The following is a 16,108-nucleotide window of genomic DNA, read 5'->3' as shown; positions in this document are numbered from 1 at the left end:
TATTAATTACATTGGTATAGCAGTGAATTTATATTAAAATGGTCGCATCAAGCGACCATTTTTGATCTTAATGGCTTTATTTTCTCAATGCTGAAATTGAGATAACCAAGCGAGTTAAGCGACACCTAAAAGGTAAGTAATGTATTGTCCATTTTGTAGTGCACTAGAGACTAAAGTAATTGATTCCCGTTTAGTATCAGATGGTCATCAAGTTAGACGACGTAGAGAGTGTCTCGTTTGTCATGAACGATATACCACTTTTGAGTCTGCAGAGTTGGTAATGCCTCGTATTATTAAACGCGATGGTACAAGAGAGCCTTTCAACGAAGATAAAATGCGTGCAGGTTTAATGAGAGCGTTAGAAAAACGCCCTGTTAGTACTGAGCAAGTTGAGTTATCAATCAATAAGTTAAAATCACAATTACGTGCAACAGGTGAGCGTGAAATCACCAGTGAAATACTAGGTAATTTATTAATGACGCAACTTAAAGAATTAGACAAAGTTGCTTACCTACGGTTTGCATCAGTCTATCTATCTTTTGAAGATATCAGTGAATTTGCGGATGAAATTGCTCAACTTGGTAAAGAAAGCCTAAGTCGGGGCAAGAATAGTCGAGCGAAGAAATAGTTTAGGGACATTAAGTGTTTAGCGAGCAAGATCATCAATATATGACATTGGCAATAGAGCTTGCCAAACAAGGTCATTATACAACATCTCCAAACCCTAGAGTTGGCTGTGTACTCGTTAGTGACGTTAATGGAATAGCAACTATCATTGGTAAAGGTTTCCATCAAAAGGCAGGGCAGGGTCATGCTGAAGTTAATGCCATTGCCGATGCAAAGCTGAATTTCCCTAACTATCTTCAAGGAGCCATCGCTTATGTGACTCTTGAGCCTTGCAGTCACTTTGGTCGAACCCCTCCTTGCGCTAAGGGCTTGATTGACGTTGGAGTTAGTCGTGTTGTTGCTGCTATGGTTGACCCAAACCCACAAGTTTCAGGTCGTGGCTTAAAAATACTTGAGCAAGCCGGTATTAAAGCCGAGTTCGGGTTATTAACCAAAGAAGCAGAAGCGCTTAATATTGGTTTTATAAAACTAATGACAGAAGGTAAGCCTTATGTTCGCGTGAAGTTGGCGGCTAGCCTTGACGGTAAAACAGCAATGAAGTCAGGAGAGAGCAAATGGATAACGTCGAAAGAAGCTAGACAGGATGTGCAGCGGCTACGCGCGCAAAGTTGCGCAATTATTTCAGGTGCGGACTCGATTTTATTTGATAACGCTAAAATGACTGTTCGTTGGTCTGAATTAGGTGAATTAACAGAGCACTATGCTAAAAAAGATCTGCGTCAGCCGCTTCGAATTGTTATTGATAGTCAGAGCCGTTTAACTGCTGATTTACCCTTTTTCGAACAAGATAGTGACATCTTATTAGTAAGAAAAACCTCTTCAACTAAACAATTAGCTGATTCAGCCCTTGAAAACTTACCACAATGGCCTCATTTTGTAGAGCAAGTGGAATTACCTTGTGTTACTAACGCACAGGGAAAAGAGCATATAGATTTAAAATCTTTACTCGGCTTACTTACTAAGCGTGGCTTAAATGACATTTTAGTAGAGTCAGGGGCTAATCTAGCAGGGGCATTTATCGAGCAAGATTTAGTTGATGAACTTATACTCTATCAAGCACCTAAACTAATGGGTGGAGATGGAAAAAATTTAGTAGAGATGCCTAATGTCGCTACATTATCACAGGCAAAATCACTAGCCATTACTGATGTATGTAAAGTAGGGGCTGATTTACGTATTACAGCTAAGCTGTAGGTGGGATTTTTTCCTGCTTAATTAAAAAGAGATATTATGTTTACCGGAATTATCGAAGCTGTTGGCACAATTAAAGCGATTAATATTAACGCTCAAGGAGCACGTTTAGTTATTGATACTAATGCTCTTGATATGAGTGATGTTAAACTTGGCGACTCTATTGCCACAAACGGCATTTGTTTAACTGTTATCGAATTTAATCAACATAGCTATAGTGCTGATGTATCAAATGAAACATTACAACGTACAGGCTTTGCCAATTACAGTGTTGGTATGCAAGTTAACTTAGAAAAGGCCATGTTAGCGAGTACGCGTTTTGGTGGACATATGGTCTCTGGTCATGTTGATGGCATTAGCGAAGTTTTGTCCATTACCAATAATGGCAATAGTATAGAATACTGGCTGTCTATGCCGAGTGATTTGGCACATTACATTGCTGAAAAAGGCTCGGTAACCGTTGACGGTACTAGCTTAACTGTTAATGCTTTAGCAGCAGATAAGTTTAGATTAACCATAGTACCTCACACAGTTAAAGAAACTATTTTTGCTCACTATCAAGTTGGCACTAAAGTAAATTTAGAAGTGGATTTAATTGCTCGCTACCTCGAGCGTTTGTTAACTAAGCAAGAGCCAGAAAACTCTGCAGTTAAATCAAATGTCACCGAAGCATTGTTACAAAAGTCTGGCTTTATAAAGTAACGTAATTGAAACTTTCATAAAAAATTGAATAAATAACCAAAGAGAATCTAATGAATTTAAATACCCCACAAGAAATAATCGACGATATAGCTTTAGGTAAAATGGTTATTTTAATGGATGATGAAGACCGTGAAAATGAAGGTGACTTCATCATGGCAGCCGAATTAGTGACTCCTGAAGCTATCAACTTTATGGCAACTCATGGTCGTGGCTTGATTTGTATGCCTATTACTCAAGAGCAAGGCCAACGCTTAAAGTTGCCATTAATGGTTGATAAAAACGATGCTCAGTTTAGTACTAATTTTACTGTTTCAATTGAAGCGGCAACTGGTGTCACTACCGGTATTTCGGCAGCAGATAGAGCCAAAACGGTTTTAGCTGCCACAGGTAAAGATTCTACTCATCTTGATATTGTTCAGCCGGGACATATTTTTCCACTTATTGCTGAAGACGGTGGCGTTTTGAACCGTGCCGGGCATACCGAAGCCGGTGTTGATTTAGCACGTATGGCGGGCTGTGAGCCGGCTGCCGTTATTGTCGAAATTCTCAATGAAGATGGCACCATGGCGCGTCGCCCAGATTTAGAAATTATTGCTAAAAAGCATGATATTAAAATGGGTACCATTGCTGATTTAATTGAATTTAGAAATGCTACCGAAACGACTATTGAACGTGTATCTCAATGTAAATTACCTACCGCTTTTGGTGATTTTGATTTAACAGTATTTAAAGACACTATTGACGGTCAAGCACACTTTGCTTTAACCAAAGGTGAAATAAAGGCCGAAGAGCCAACGCTTGTGCGTGTACATTTAGAAAATACGTTCAGGGATTTATTATTTAGCCAACGAGAAAGTGTAGCAAAATGGCCAATGGCTAGCGCATTAGAAAAAATAGCTAAAGAAGGCGGAGTATTAGTTTTACTGGGTAAACACGAATCACCAGCTGAATTAATTAACTTAGTAGAAAAGTACGCCAAAATTGATGCGGGAGAATCCGTTAAAGAAATTAACCGTCATGTTGGCTCTCGTAATGTTGGTGTTGGCTCACAAATATTATCTAACTTAGGCGTAAGTAAAATGCGTTTGTTGAGCTCACAAACTAAATATCACTCATTATCAGGCTTCGGCTTAGAAGTTGTTGAGTATATAGCGGAATAGGTTATTTTTAATAAGTGTAATTCTTTAAAAGACTTTGCACTTTGCAAGGTCTTTTTTATTGTTAATTATAGTAATTAACCGTATTATGTTCTACGAACTGTAGAGATATCGGCCTTTAAATATGAAAAACTTAAGACGCAATATATGCACTAGTTTGCTGATGCTGATTACCTTTGTAGGTCAGGCAGTGGCAAGTGTAAGCATGTCTTGCTTACATGCCGATATGAGTACAATGAAGCACAGCCCAAATTCAGAGCTTAAGATGAATCATGCAGGTATGATGTCTGAGGATAGTACTAAGCATATTATTGAGCTAACTAGCCAAAACACTATGATGGATTGCTGCCAAGAGCAGTGCCAATGTCCTATGAGTGGTTGTGTTAGTTTATTTATACAAGTTAGCAACACTTTCAGCTCTGCTGTTATTACTGAGCAACAAATCGCCCAGTTACCATCATTTGTTATCTCTCCGATAAATTCTTCACTCTACCGACCACCCATTTCATAACTTCACGGCACAGCTGTGCCTAAAATTCCTTAAACTGTCGAAGCTTTTAACTTCGGCATTGAATTATTCTCGTATTTAGTTAAGTAAAGAGAAAGAAGTATGAAAAAAAATAACCACTTAGCTGTGTCTACAGCTTTATTGGCTATTGCTGTTACTTTTAACAGCTATGCTAACCAAGCCCCATTAACGTTTGCTCAAGTAATTAAAACGGCGCAACAAAATGATCCTTGGTTAGAGGGAAGTCGTCAAAGACAACAATCATTAGAACTAATGAGTAAATCGGTTAACACTCAGCCTGATCCAAGTATGTCAATCGCCTTTGCTAACTTGCCCACAGATGGCTTTGATTATTCGCAAGAGGCGATGACACAGTTCAAAGTTGGCGTTTCTCAAATGTTTGCCCGTGGTGATTCCCTAGCAATTAAAAACAAGCAGTTACAACTTCAATCTCAGCAGCAGCCATTACAGCGCCAAGATAGGTTAAGTAAGGTTGCAGTGACCGTAGGTAGTTTGTGGCTAAATTTATTTAGAGTTGAGCAAAGTATTAATTTAATTGAAAAAAACCGCAATTTATTTGAACAGTTAAATGATTTAGTTGAAGCAAGTTATGGCAGTGGACTTGGCAAGACACGCCAGTATGACATAGTACGTTCCCAATTAGAGCTTACCCGCCTTGAAGATAGATTGAATCAGTTAAAATTAGAGCAAAGTCGTTATCAAGGGTTATTATCTCAGTGGCTAAATCAATTTTCATTTAATGGCGATTCCACCGTTTCGCCTCATTTAATCAATAGCGATATGAGAATAAATATTAGTGATAAATTGCCAGTGTTAACGCTGTTACAGCAAAAAACCATCAATAATCATAAGGGTTTAAAGCCTGAACAACTCGCTTTATTATTAGCTACGCACCCTTCAGTACTTTCTTTAGATAAAAGTATTGCGGCCACTTCTCGAGGTGTCGATTTAGCGCAACAGAAATACCAGCCTCAGTGGGGGATCAATGCCAGCTATGGTTTTCGTGATGATGATCCTATGGGAAATAGCCGTGCTGATTTATTTACCCTAGGAGTCGTCTTCGATGTACCACTTTTTACCAGCGAAAAACAAGATAACGAAGTAAAAGCGGCGGTTGCAAATACTCAAGCGATTAAAACTGAAAAGTTGTTACTAATTAGGCAATTAATGTCAGCATTTAGCAGTGCAAAAGGTCAGTTGCAGCGGGTAAACGAACGGCAAACTTTGTATGAAGAGCGTTTGTTGCCACAAATACATGATCAAGCACAAGCCTCTTTGACGGCTTATACCAATGACGATGGTGATTTTTCAGAAGTTGTTCGTGCACGTATCGCCGAGCTCAATGCTCAAATAGACTTTTTAGCGTTAAATGTCCAAGAGCAAAAATTAATTTTAGAATTGAATTACCTTTTTGTTGGCACTACAACAGCGTCAGCAATAGGAGAAGCATAATGACAATACAAAAAAAACTATCTAAAAATACCTTATTGCTCACTTTGGTTTTGGGTGTGCTTTTAGGAAGTGTGATCAGCGCACTTTATTTCAAGGTACCTAATAAAATATCTGACACTCAAGATGAAGAAATAAAGCAACCTTTGTACTGGGTAGCCCCCATGGATGACAATTATAGAAGAGAGCAACCTGGTAAGTCACCAATGGGAATGGATTTAGTTCCCGTCTATGCGGATGTAAATGAAGGTGTGAATGAAGGTGTGAATGAAGGTGTGAATGAAGGTGTTGGTACGATACGTATTTCAGCCGATGTCATTAATAATTTAGGAGTGAGAACGACTGAAGCTGAATATAGAGCCTTACATAATCAAATAAATACAGTTGGTTATGTTACTTATGATGAAGATAAGCTAGTACATATTCATCCACGTGTTGATGGTTGGATTGAGAAGTTATATGTAAAAACGGTTGGCTCTTTAGTTACCAAAGGTCAGCCTCTTTACGATATATATTCTCCGGAATTAGTGAATGCTCAAGAAGAGTTTGTTTTAGCATTAGACAGAAATAATACCCGTTTAATTAATGCCGCAAAAAATAGGTTAATTGCCTTGCAGTTACCTCTAACGGCTATTGCTGGATTAAAAAAATCTCGTAAAGTACAGCAAAGCATTACTTTTTATGCACCGCAAAATGGTGTCGTAGAAAATTTGAAAATACGTGAAGGTTTTTTTGTTAAACCAGGTGCAACACTCATGTCTATCGGAGATTTATCCAATGTATGGGTCGAAGCTGAAGTGTTTGAGCGCCAAGCTGCAGACGTGCAAGTTGGTACTAAAGCTAGCATGACTTTAGATTACTTACCGGGTAAGAAGTTTAGTGGTGAAGTGGATTTTATTTACCCTACTTTAGATGCTAAAACACGTACGATAAAAGTACGGTTACGCCTTGATAATCAAACAGGTGACTTTAAGCCAAATATGTTTGCGCAAGTTACCATACACACTAGTGATGATGAGCCTGCACTAGTCATTCCAAAGGCTGCGTTAATTCGAACTGGCAACCAAGATAGGGTTGTACTAGCACTGGGTGGTGGCAGTTATAAATCGATTGCCGTTACCGCTGGGCAATTTGATAGTGAGTCGATAGAAATATTAACCGGCTTGTCAGAAGGTGAGGAAGTTGTGGTTTCTTCGCAGTTTTTACTTGATTCTGAGTCGAGTAAATCTTCTGACTTTATGCGGATGAATCATAATACTGAGGTGAATGATGAGCATACTATGACAATGCCAGCAAAAGTAAGCTCAGCAACAACAACTGGGGTAATAAATGCAGTTATGGCGGGGCATGGCATGGTCAATATATCTAGAGAAGCCATCGATAAATGGCAACGCCCTGCAGCAACCCTCGACTTTTTAATTGCTGATAACCTCGATATAGCTGATTTTAATGTCGGGGATAGCCTAGCGTTTACTTTTGAAATACAAGACGGTGATTTTATTATTACTGAATTTATTGTACGTGACAGTCAAGCGCAGGAGTAGTATATGATTGCAGCAATTATTCGTTGGTCTGTACATAATCGCATTTTTGTATTATTGGCTACTTTTATACTTGTTATTATAGGGTTGTACTCTGTCAAAAATACTCCTGTAGACGCTTTGCCTGATTTATCTGATGTGCAAGTTATCATCAAAACCAGTTATCCTGGGCAGGCGCCACAAGTCGTAGAAGACCAAGTAACTTACCCGCTAACAACCGCAATGCTATCGGTACCAGGTGCAGAAACTGTGCGCGGTTTTTCTTTTTTTGGTGACTCATATGTGTATGTTATTTTCGATGAAAAAACAGATCTTTATTGGGCTCGATCACGTGTTCTAGAATACTTAAGCCAAGTTACTCCTAATTTACCTAGTTCAGCTAAAGCGCAGCTAGGACCAGATGCGACAGGTGTTGGTTGGGTATATTTATATGCTCTGGTAGACAGAACTGGTCAGCATGATATTAGCCAATTACGTAGCATTCAAGACTGGTTTTTAAAGTATGAATTACAAACTGTACCGGGTGTTTCACAAGTTAGTGCCTTAGGAGGTATGGTTAAGCAATATCAAGTACAGGTTAATCCAGATAAGTTACGCGCTTTTGGTATTCCATTATCTTTAATTCAACAAGCCATTAAGCAAGGAAATCAAGAGATTGGCGCTTCTGTTGTGGAAATGGCTGAAGCTGAATATATGGTGAGAGCGACAGGGTACATTAAAAATGCCCAAGATTTAGAGAATATTCCATTAGGGGTCAACCAAAATGGTACACCGTTATTATTAAAAGATGTAGCGGATATAGTTATTGGTCCTCAAATGCGCAGGGGTATTGCTGAGCTAAATGGTGAAGGAGAAACTGTTGGTGGCATTGTGGTAATGCGATACGGTGAAAATGCTCAACAAGTGATTGTTAGAGTAAAAGAAAAGCTTGAACAGCTTAAACAAGGGTTACCCGATGGGGTAGAGGTAGTAACTGTCTATGATCGCTCGGCATTAATTGAACGTGCGGTGAATAATCTTAGCGTTAAATTATTAGAAGAGTTTGCTGTGGTGGCGCTGGTTTGTGTGTTGTTCTTATTTCATGTGCGCTCTTCACTTGTGGCTATCATTAGCTTACCTGTAGGTATTTTAACGGCTTTTATTGTCATGTACTGGCAAGGACTAAATGCCAATATCATGTCTCTGGGTGGCATTGCGATTGCGATTGGCGCTATGATTGATGGTGCGATAGTCATGGTTGAAAACATGCACAAGCACATGGAAAAACTATCTAACTCAGGCCAGAAATTAACGAACCAAAATCGTTGGCAAGTGGTGACCGATTCAGCTTGTGAAGTAGGGCCGGCATTATTTTTTAGCTTGTTAATTATCACGGTTAGCTTTGTGCCTGTTTTTACATTAGAGGCGCAAGAAGGGCGCATGTTTTCTCCATTAGCCTTTACCAAAACTTATGCCATGGCGGCTTCTGCGGCGTTAGCTATTACGCTTGTGCCTGTTTTGATGGGGTACTTTATTCGAGGTAAAGTGTTGCCTGAGCATAAAAACCCAGTCAACCGCTTACTCAGCGCAATTTATTTGCCTGTACTTAGGCAAGTATTGAGCTTTCCAAAAACCACTTTAGTGGTGGCTGTAGCCATGGTTGGCATCGGGCTATACCCATTAGATAAAATTGGCAGTGAGTTTATCCCTCCGTTGGATGAGGGGGATTTAATGTATATGCCCACCACTTATCCGGGTATCTCAATAGGTCAAGCGAGGCAATTACTCCAGCAAACCGATAAGCTTATTTATACTGTACCTGAGGTTGAGTCTATTTTAGGGAAAGTAGGGCGCGCAGAAACAGCTACTGATTCTGCACCCATCACTATGATTGAAAGTTTCATCCAATTAAAACCAAAATCTCAGTGGCGCGAAGGAGTTACTACTGAGAGCTTAAAGCAAGAATTAGATGCTTTGGTGCAATTTCCCGGTGTAACCAATGCTTGGGTTATGCCGATAAAAACCCGTATAGACATGCTTGCTACAGGTATTAAAACGCCTGTTGGTATTAAAATTTCAGGTCCGTCATTAATAGAAATTCAACGTATAGGTCAGCAAATAGAGACAATTTTATCTGATGTACCCGGTACAGCATCGGTTTACTCTGAACGTGTGGTAGGAGGTCGGTATATTAAAGTAGATATACAACGTGAAAAAGCTGCTCGCTATGGATTAAATATCAGTGATATTCAACAAGTAGTTGCTACGGCGATTGGTGGTATGAATGTTACTCAAACTATAGAAGGGTTAGAGCGTTACCCAGTTAACATTCGTTATCCACAAGATTATCGTAATTCACCTGAACAGTTGGCTTTATTACCTATAGTTACGCCGAGTGGTCAGCGTATTCCATTAGGTGATGTCGCGAACATTTTTATTGAAGATGGTCCGCCAGGAATTAAGTCTGAAAATGCTCGTTTAAATGGTTGGTCTTATATTGATCTTAATTCTGGTATTGATATTGGTCATTACGTTGAAAATGCCCAGCAGGTATTATTTGATAAATTAACTTTACCTGCCGGTTACTCTATTGCATGGGCAGGTCAATACGAATACATGCAGAGAGCGAAAGAAAAGTTAAGCTATGTTGTGCCACTGACGCTGGCTATTATTATCGTACTCTTGTATTTGAACTTTAGAAATATGACAGAAGTTGCCATGATCATGCTCACCTTACCATTAGCTATGGTAGGAAGTATTTGGTTAATGTACCTTCAAGGCTATAATTTTTCAGTGGCAGTCGGTGTGGGCTTTATTGCGTTAGCTGGGGTAGCCGTTGAAATTGGCGTTATTATGTTAGTTTATTTAAATCAGGCCTACCAAGAGATGCTACAAAAACATCAATCAAATAAAGTGAAGATTGAGCCCTCAGCCATATACGAGGCGGTATTGGTTGGCGCAGGTAAGCGTGTTAGACCTGTAATGATGACTGCTGCTGCTATTATTGTTGGTTTGTTACCTATCTTATATGGTACAGGTACCGGCAGTGAAGTAATGAGCCGTATTGCCGCTCCTATGGTAGGTGGTATGGTCTCTGCCGTGTTACTCACCTTACTTGTTTTACCGGCCTTATTCTATTTGTGGCGTGTTAAGTCGTTAAAGGAAAAGTTGTAATGTCTTGGCATAGAGTTAGTCGAAAATATCATAAATGGTTAATGCTTGTTGTTGGTTTGCAGTTTGTTATTTGGTCAATAACAGGCACGTATATGGTACTTCTTGATATCGACTATATTCATGGGGATACCTTAGTTGCTGAGCAGGTGGCGCCATTAACAGCAGATAAGGTTAACTACCCCATAGCAAGGATATATCAAGATTACCCTGAGGCGAAAGACTTAACATTAACTACAATATTTGGTCGTGCAATCTACCGATTTAGTGTGGTAAATGAACAAAATCAGCATAAATACATGCTCGATGCTGCTAATGGGCAGTTAATATCTCCGCTGACTAAAGAGCATGCCGTACAAATAGCGCAAAGTTTGTATACCGGAGATAAAGGTAGTATTCGGCAAGTGAGTTTGATCACTGAAAATCCACCATTTGAATTAAATGCCAGACACTTACCTGTATGGCGAGTTGATTTTGAACGATTTGATAGCCCTAGTTTTTATATCAATGTTGATACAGGGGAGTTAGTGACTAAGCGGCATAGTTATTGGCGTATATTTGACTGGATGTTTAGTTTTCATGTTATGGATTATATCGAAGAAGATGCGAGTAATATGTTGCTGTTTATTACTAGTTTAATTGCTTTGTTGGCAAGTTTATTGGGGCTACCTTTGAGCTATTATCGAGTTATAAAGCCCATAACCAATAAACAGGTTAAGCCGTTAGCAAAAGCTGGGCGGTCAAGATGAAATTAATTAAATCATTACATAAATGGTTATCGGTGTTAGTTGCCTTGCAGTTGTTAATATGGCTATCAACTGGGTTATATTTTAACTTAATGGATCATGACAAAGCTCGAGGAAAGACCTATCGTATCCAAGCTGTTACAGAAAATAAAATAAACCATAGTGAATTGATTGAGCCAAGTACTCTACTTAGCCGGAATGAATTTAAGCAGGGAAGTGTAAATGAACCCTTTGACTCAATTCATTCTATCAAGTTGATTTATTTATTGTCGCAGCCATATTATTTGCTTAATCACCAAAAAAGTTTATATCCGCACTTTTTTAATGAACATACATTAATTCATGCTGTTAGCGGTAAAACTCAAGTTATCGATAGTTTGATGGCTCAATTAATTGCTAAAAGTACTTATAGTGGACAAGGTAAAATAAGCTCTAGTGTTCTTTTACATCCGCCCATTGCAGACTTTCCTAAAGAGAAGAATGTGGTTTGGAAAATTGACTTTTCTGATGAGTTAGAAACGAGTGTGTATATTGATGCTAGCTCAGGACGACTTGTTGGTCATAGCAATATAAATAAACGTTTTAGCGATTTTTTCTTTATGCTGCACTTTATGGATTATGGCTATATCGGAAGCTTTAATAATTGGCAAATAATATTTTTTGCGTTATTAACCCTGTTGTTTTGCTTTACTGGTGCTACTTGGGTGGTGTCGTTAGTAAGAAAAGGGCGTTATTTGCGATGATATAGGTATTAGCTTTGAAACAATCCATTGAAATTTAGCTAACAAAAAAGCGAAGATTAACTTATGTTAATACTTCGCTTTTTTACAGAATTCTTTTTCTAAACTAACAATAGTCAATGACTAAAGCCTACAAAGAAAATTTAAAACTATTACAAAAGGACTATAAAATTATAGTGCTGTAACGTTCTCAGCTTCTGGGCCTTTTTGACCTTGTTTAACACTGAACGATACTGCTTGACCGTCAGCTAGAGTACGGAAACCGTCTCCAGTGATTGCGCTGAAGTGAACAAACACGTCAGGACCATTTTCTTGCTCAATAAAACCGAAACCTTTAGTTTCGTTGAAAAATTTAACTTTACCAGTAACTGTATCAGACATACTTACATTTTCCCGTAGTCATAAAATAATATTAATGTGGTATTTTCTTATTGAGAATATTCTCAATATAGCCAATACCGTTTTCACCCGAGTAAATGCCCTCTACCATAAGTAGTACAGGAAGAGGAAGGAAACAAACCATATTCGTAACAAAGCGTATTTGGAACAAACAAACAGTCTGCATTGCCTAAATCCGTTTGTTAAGAATATTCAAATACATAGGTACCTGATAAATCTAAAACAAAAGTTAGTATCAACCTTCATCCGCAACGCAAAAACTCAACGCAATGGGAGCATAACACAGTTGTTTTTAATATGCTTTATAAAAAATTGAAATAGTTCAATTTTTATTTGAATATAGTATACAAAACTAGAGGTGTAAGGGGAGGTCCTCTGGCTTAATAACTGTGTTTACCCACTTATAATGCGGCTATTTGAGCTTTTTGTTCATGCATTTTAGCAAGTGCTGATTCCGCTTCGGCTAACTTTGCTTTTTCTTTTTCAATAACAGCAGCAGGGGCTTTACCAACAAAATTTTCGTTATTTAATTTACCACGGGTTTTCGCTGCATCTTTTTCTAGCTTATCAATTGCTTTATCTAAACGTGCAAGCTCAGCTTCTTTATCTATTAAGCCCGCCATAGGGATTAATACTGATAAATCACCAATAACGGCTGAAGCAGAGGCAGGGCCTTGCTCGTCATCGCTGAGCACAGTAATACTGTCAAGTTTGGCCAACGAACTTAAAAACTGTTCGTTTTCACTCAAGCGACGTTGATCGTTGTCACTGACATTTTTAAGTAGCACTGGTAATGGTTTGCTTGGAGCGATATCCATTTCACCGCGAATATTACGAATGGCGACGATGAATTGCTTAACCCATTCCAAATCATCAATAGCTTGTTGATCACAATTGCTTTCATCAAATTGCGGGAAAGCTTGTGTCATAATAGAGTTATCAACTTTACTAAAGCCACTCAATGGTTGAACACGTTGCCAAATAGTTTCTGTAATAAATGGCATAATAGGGTGCATTAAGCGCAGTAAACCCTCTAATACATTGACTAAGGTATGACGTGTGCCGCGTTGTTGTGCTTCATTACCTTTGAATAATACTGGTTTAGTTAATTCTAAATACCAGTCACAAAATTGATTCCAAGTAAATTCGTATAATGCTTGTGAAGCTAAATCAAAACGGAAAGAGTCAAAGGCTTCATGAACAGTTTTCACGGTTTGTTCAAATTGTCCTATTATCCAACGATCCGCTAGAGACAGTTGCATGTCTTCTGAGTTTGCACCGCAATCAAACTCTTCCGTGTTCATTAATACATAACGGCTAGCATTCCATAATTTATTGGTAAAGTTACGGTACCCTTCTAAACGCTTCATATCCCAGCTGATATCACGACCGGTTGTGGCTACAGATGTTAAAGTAAAACGCAACGCGTCGGTTCCGTGCGCTTCAATACCATTAGGAAATTCTTTTTTGGTAAGCTTTTCAATTTTCTTGGCAAGCTTTGGCTGCATCATGTTGCCAGTACGTTTTTGTAGTAAATCTTCTAAAGAAATACCATCAATCATATCCAGTGGATCAATTACATTCCCTTTAGATTTACTCATCTTATCGCCGTTTTCATCACGAATAAGACCAGTCATATATATCTTTTTGAAAGGTATTTGGGCCTTGCCATTTTCATCTTTGTTAAAGTGCATGGTCATCATGATCATACGGGCAACCCAGAAGAAAATAATATCAAAACCCGTTACTAACACATCGGTAGGGTGAAAGGTTTTTAAATCATCGGTATCCTTAGGCCAGCCTAAGGTAGAAAACGTCCATAAGGCTGATGAGAACCAAGTGTCTAATACATCATTGTCTTGATTAAGGATTACATCAGCTTCAAGGTCATTGGCAGCTCGCACTTCTTCTTCAGTGCGGCCAACATAGACTTTGCCACTTTCGTCATACCAAGCGGGAATTCTGTGTCCCCACCATAATTGACGTGAAATACACCAATCTTGAATATCTTTCATCCAAGAGAAATATAAATTTTCATATTGTTTAGGCACAAATTCAATTTGCCCGTCTTTTACCGCATCAACTGCTGGGCCTGCTAGTTTTTCAACTCTTACATACCATTGATCCGTTAATAATGGCTCAATGATCACACCTGATCTATCGCCATATGGGGCAACTAAATCATGATCTTTTACTTCTACTAATAAGCCCAATTCATCAAATTGAGCAACAATGGCTTTACGAGCAACAAATCGGTCCATACCAGCAAAGTCGCTCGGTAAATCTGTGCTATAGGCATCAGAGCTTTCACCTTTGGTATCGTAAACTTCAGCGCTGGCTAAGATGGCGGCATCTTTATCAAATATATTGATTTGTGGTAGCGCGTGGCGTTTACCAACCTCATTATCATTAAAGTCATGGGCAGGTGTGATTTTCACACAACCAGTACCTTTTTCCATATCGGCATGGTCATCACCAACGATAGGAATTAAACGATTTACTAAGGGTAAGAGTACTTTTTTACCAATAAGATCTTTGTAACGTGGATCTTCAGGGTTAACGGCAACACCGGTATCACCTAACATGGTTTCAGGTCGTGTGGTGGCAACCACTAAGTAGTTTTTACCTTCAGCTGTTTTAGCGCCATCCGCTAATGGGTAACGAAGGTGCCACATGTTGCCTTTTTTATCTTTGTTCTCAACTTCTAAATCAGAAATAGCGGTATGGAATTTAGGATCCCAGTTTACAAGGCGCTTACCACGATATATAAGATCATCTTCAAAAAGGCGTACAAAAACTTCTTGTACAGCTTCAGACATGCCTTCGTCCATAGTGAAACGTTCACGACTCCAATCAATAGAGTTACCTAATCGGCGCATTTGCTTACCAATAGTACCGCCAGACTCTTCCTTCCACTGCCAAATTTTATCAATGAAACCTTCACGGCCATAATCGTGGCGAGTTTTGTCTTCTTCAGCGGCAATTTTACGTTCAACTACCATTTGTGTAGCGATACCTGCATGATCACAGCCCGTTTGCCATAAGGTATTTTTACCTTGCATACGCTGGTAACGAATTAACGTATCCATGATGGTTTGTTGAAACGCATGACCCATATGCAAAGAGCCAGTCACATTAGGTGGTGGTATAGCAATGCTGTAGCTGTCACCTTCACCAGTAGGGCTAAAGTAACCTTGTTCTTCCCAGCTAGTATATAAAGATTGTTCTATGTCGGTTGGGTTAAATGTTTTTTCCATCATTTTCTCGAAAATAAAAAGTTGTTAGTTTGTGGCACAAGTTACGAGTTTGGCGATGCTTGTGACTTAATTTATCTATCTGTTTGCGTTATTGAGTTTGCTAGACTTTAGTCGTTTCTACCTGAAAACCCCATTGACGACATGTTTTAAATCGTTCGCGTGCTTGTTGCTTTAGTGATTCATCACTAGGAACAAAATCAACAACAAATTGAAATTGGCTAGCAAAATCAGGTACTTCATTTGTTAGGTTAATGAGCACTGAGCGTCGACCGCGAGGGAATTGATTACCAATTTCAACGGCAGCACCTTGTTTAGGGCCTTCACCCACTAGGTTATGAGGAACAAAGCTATCACTATCAAAAGCCCACAGTAGTTCATCGATTGTTTCTGCTTGAGCCTGATCTTGCGTATAGATATATACCCGCTGGTTTTGACGATAGAAGTGACTTGCTTGTAAACAGGCATGATAAGACGCTGAATTATCCTTGATAGGTTCAGCGTCTTGTTTATCATCAGGTAATATGTAAAACATTACTTGGGTTTGCATTGCAATTATCTCAATATTTGTAGGTGAGCATTTATGCTAACGTTTTTGAAAAGCTATACTTTGCGTTTGGCTA

13 protein-coding genes are annotated in these 16,108 nt (G+C 38.9%); 10 read left to right on the top strand and 3 right to left on the bottom strand.

Features of this window, described 5'->3' with window-relative positions; translation table 11 throughout:
* The first annotated feature begins 139 nt into the window (after positions 1–139).
* From nrdR to AC27IF_RS05845, 10 genes are all read left to right on the top strand, one after another.
* Positions 140–628: a transcriptional regulator NrdR gene (gene nrdR, locus AC27IF_RS05890; RefSeq protein WP_487052874.1), complete on the top strand. Its 489-nt coding sequence runs from the start codon at positions 140–142 to the stop codon at positions 626–628.
* 14 nt (positions 629–642) lie between these two features.
* Positions 643–1,821, top strand: a complete 1,179-nt coding sequence (gene ribD / locus AC27IF_RS05885) for a bifunctional diaminohydroxyphosphoribosylaminopyrimidine deaminase/5-amino-6-(5-phosphoribosylamino)uracil reductase RibD (protein WP_487052872.1) — start codon at positions 643–645, stop codon at positions 1,819–1,821.
* Positions 1,822–1,857: 36 nt separating this feature from the next.
* Positions 1,858–2,520, top strand: coding sequence for a riboflavin synthase (locus AC27IF_RS05880; RefSeq protein WP_487052870.1), 663 nt, complete (start codon positions 1,858–1,860; stop codon positions 2,518–2,520).
* A 50-nt stretch (positions 2,521–2,570) separates the two neighbouring features.
* Complete coding sequence (gene ribB, locus AC27IF_RS05875) at positions 2,571–3,680, top strand: 3,4-dihydroxy-2-butanone-4-phosphate synthase (protein ID WP_487052869.1); 1,110 nt, start codon at positions 2,571–2,573, stop codon at positions 3,678–3,680.
* Between the two features lie 202 nt (positions 3,681–3,882).
* The gene (locus AC27IF_RS05870; RefSeq protein ID WP_487052868.1) at positions 3,883–4,188 is read left to right on the top strand and encodes a hypothetical protein; all 306 of its coding nucleotides are present in this window, start codon (positions 3,883–3,885) and stop codon (positions 4,186–4,188) included.
* A 99-nt stretch (positions 4,189–4,287) separates the two neighbouring features.
* Positions 4,288–5,658: a TolC family protein gene (locus AC27IF_RS05865; RefSeq protein WP_487052866.1), complete on the top strand. Its 1,371-nt coding sequence runs from the start codon at positions 4,288–4,290 to the stop codon at positions 5,656–5,658.
* Positions 5,658–7,199: an efflux RND transporter periplasmic adaptor subunit gene (locus AC27IF_RS05860; RefSeq protein WP_487052864.1), complete on the top strand. Its 1,542-nt coding sequence runs from the start codon at positions 5,658–5,660 to the stop codon at positions 7,197–7,199. Before AC27IF_RS05865 ends, AC27IF_RS05860 begins: the two co-directional genes overlap by 1 nt.
* A 3-nt stretch (positions 7,200–7,202) precedes the next feature.
* Positions 7,203–10,349, top strand: a complete 3,147-nt coding sequence (locus AC27IF_RS05855; protein WP_487052862.1) for an efflux RND transporter permease subunit — start codon at positions 7,203–7,205, stop codon at positions 10,347–10,349.
* Positions 10,349–11,095, top strand: coding sequence for a PepSY domain-containing protein (locus AC27IF_RS05850; protein WP_487052860.1), 747 nt, complete (start codon positions 10,349–10,351; stop codon positions 11,093–11,095). The genes AC27IF_RS05855 and AC27IF_RS05850 overlap by 1 nt, the downstream gene beginning before the upstream one ends.
* Entirely contained in the window at positions 11,092–11,835 is a 744-nt protein-coding gene (locus AC27IF_RS05845) for a PepSY domain-containing protein (RefSeq protein WP_487052858.1), read from the top strand. Before AC27IF_RS05850 ends, AC27IF_RS05845 begins: the two co-directional genes overlap by 4 nt.
* A gap of 168 nt (positions 11,836–12,003) precedes the next feature.
* Here AC27IF_RS05845 and AC27IF_RS05840 read toward each other — a convergent pair whose 3' ends face one another.
* The 3 genes from AC27IF_RS05840 to AC27IF_RS05830 form a co-directional block, all read right to left on the bottom strand.
* The gene (locus tag AC27IF_RS05840) at positions 12,004–12,213 is read right to left on the bottom strand and encodes a cold-shock protein (protein WP_487052856.1); all 210 of its coding nucleotides are present in this window, start codon (positions 12,211–12,213) and stop codon (positions 12,004–12,006) included.
* Between the two features lie 419 nt (positions 12,214–12,632).
* Positions 12,633–15,488, bottom strand: a complete 2,856-nt coding sequence (locus tag AC27IF_RS05835) for a valine--tRNA ligase (protein WP_487052854.1) — start codon at positions 15,486–15,488, stop codon at positions 12,633–12,635.
* A 100-nt stretch (positions 15,489–15,588) separates the two neighbouring features.
* Complete coding sequence (locus AC27IF_RS05830) at positions 15,589–16,035, bottom strand: DNA polymerase III subunit chi (protein ID WP_487052853.1); 447 nt, start codon at positions 16,033–16,035, stop codon at positions 15,589–15,591.
* Positions 16,036–16,108 lie beyond the last annotated feature (73 nt).

The sequence above is a fragment of the Colwellia sp. KS18-150 genome (genome assembly GCF_057551365.1).
Note: the sequence above shows the minus strand (reverse complement) of the source record. Positions and strands in the feature narration are given on the sequence as shown.

What these genes read in the sequence shown, in the direction of transcription:
- AC27IF_RS05850 (WP_487052860.1), top strand. Translation starts at nt 10,349, where the DNA reads ATGTCTTGGCATAGAGTTAGTCGAAAATATCATAAATGGTTAATGCTT.
- AC27IF_RS05865 (WP_487052866.1), top strand. Translation starts at nt 4,288, where the DNA reads ATGAAAAAAAATAACCACTTAGCTGTGTCTACAGCTTTATTGGCTATT.
- AC27IF_RS05855 (WP_487052862.1), top strand. Translation starts at nt 7,203, where the DNA reads ATGATTGCAGCAATTATTCGTTGGTCTGTACATAATCGCATTTTTGTA.
- nrdR (WP_487052874.1), top strand. Translation starts at nt 140, where the DNA reads ATGTATTGTCCATTTTGTAGTGCACTAGAGACTAAAGTAATTGATTCC.
- AC27IF_RS05830 (WP_487052853.1), bottom strand. Translation starts at nt 16,035, where the DNA reads ATGCAAACCCAAGTAATGTTTTACATATTACCTGATGATAAACAAGAC.
- AC27IF_RS05840 (WP_487052856.1), bottom strand. Translation starts at nt 12,213, where the DNA reads ATGTCTGATACAGTTACTGGTAAAGTTAAATTTTTCAACGAAACTAAA.
- ribB (WP_487052869.1), top strand. Translation starts at nt 2,571, where the DNA reads ATGAATTTAAATACCCCACAAGAAATAATCGACGATATAGCTTTAGGT.
- AC27IF_RS05835 (WP_487052854.1), bottom strand. Translation starts at nt 15,488, where the DNA reads ATGGAAAAAACATTTAACCCAACCGACATAGAACAATCTTTATATACT.
- AC27IF_RS05845 (WP_487052858.1), top strand. Translation starts at nt 11,092, where the DNA reads ATGAAATTAATTAAATCATTACATAAATGGTTATCGGTGTTAGTTGCC.
- AC27IF_RS05870 (WP_487052868.1), top strand. Translation starts at nt 3,883, where the DNA reads ATGTCTTGCTTACATGCCGATATGAGTACAATGAAGCACAGCCCAAAT.
- AC27IF_RS05860 (WP_487052864.1), top strand. Translation starts at nt 5,658, where the DNA reads ATGACAATACAAAAAAAACTATCTAAAAATACCTTATTGCTCACTTTG.
- AC27IF_RS05880 (WP_487052870.1), top strand. Translation starts at nt 1,858, where the DNA reads ATGTTTACCGGAATTATCGAAGCTGTTGGCACAATTAAAGCGATTAAT.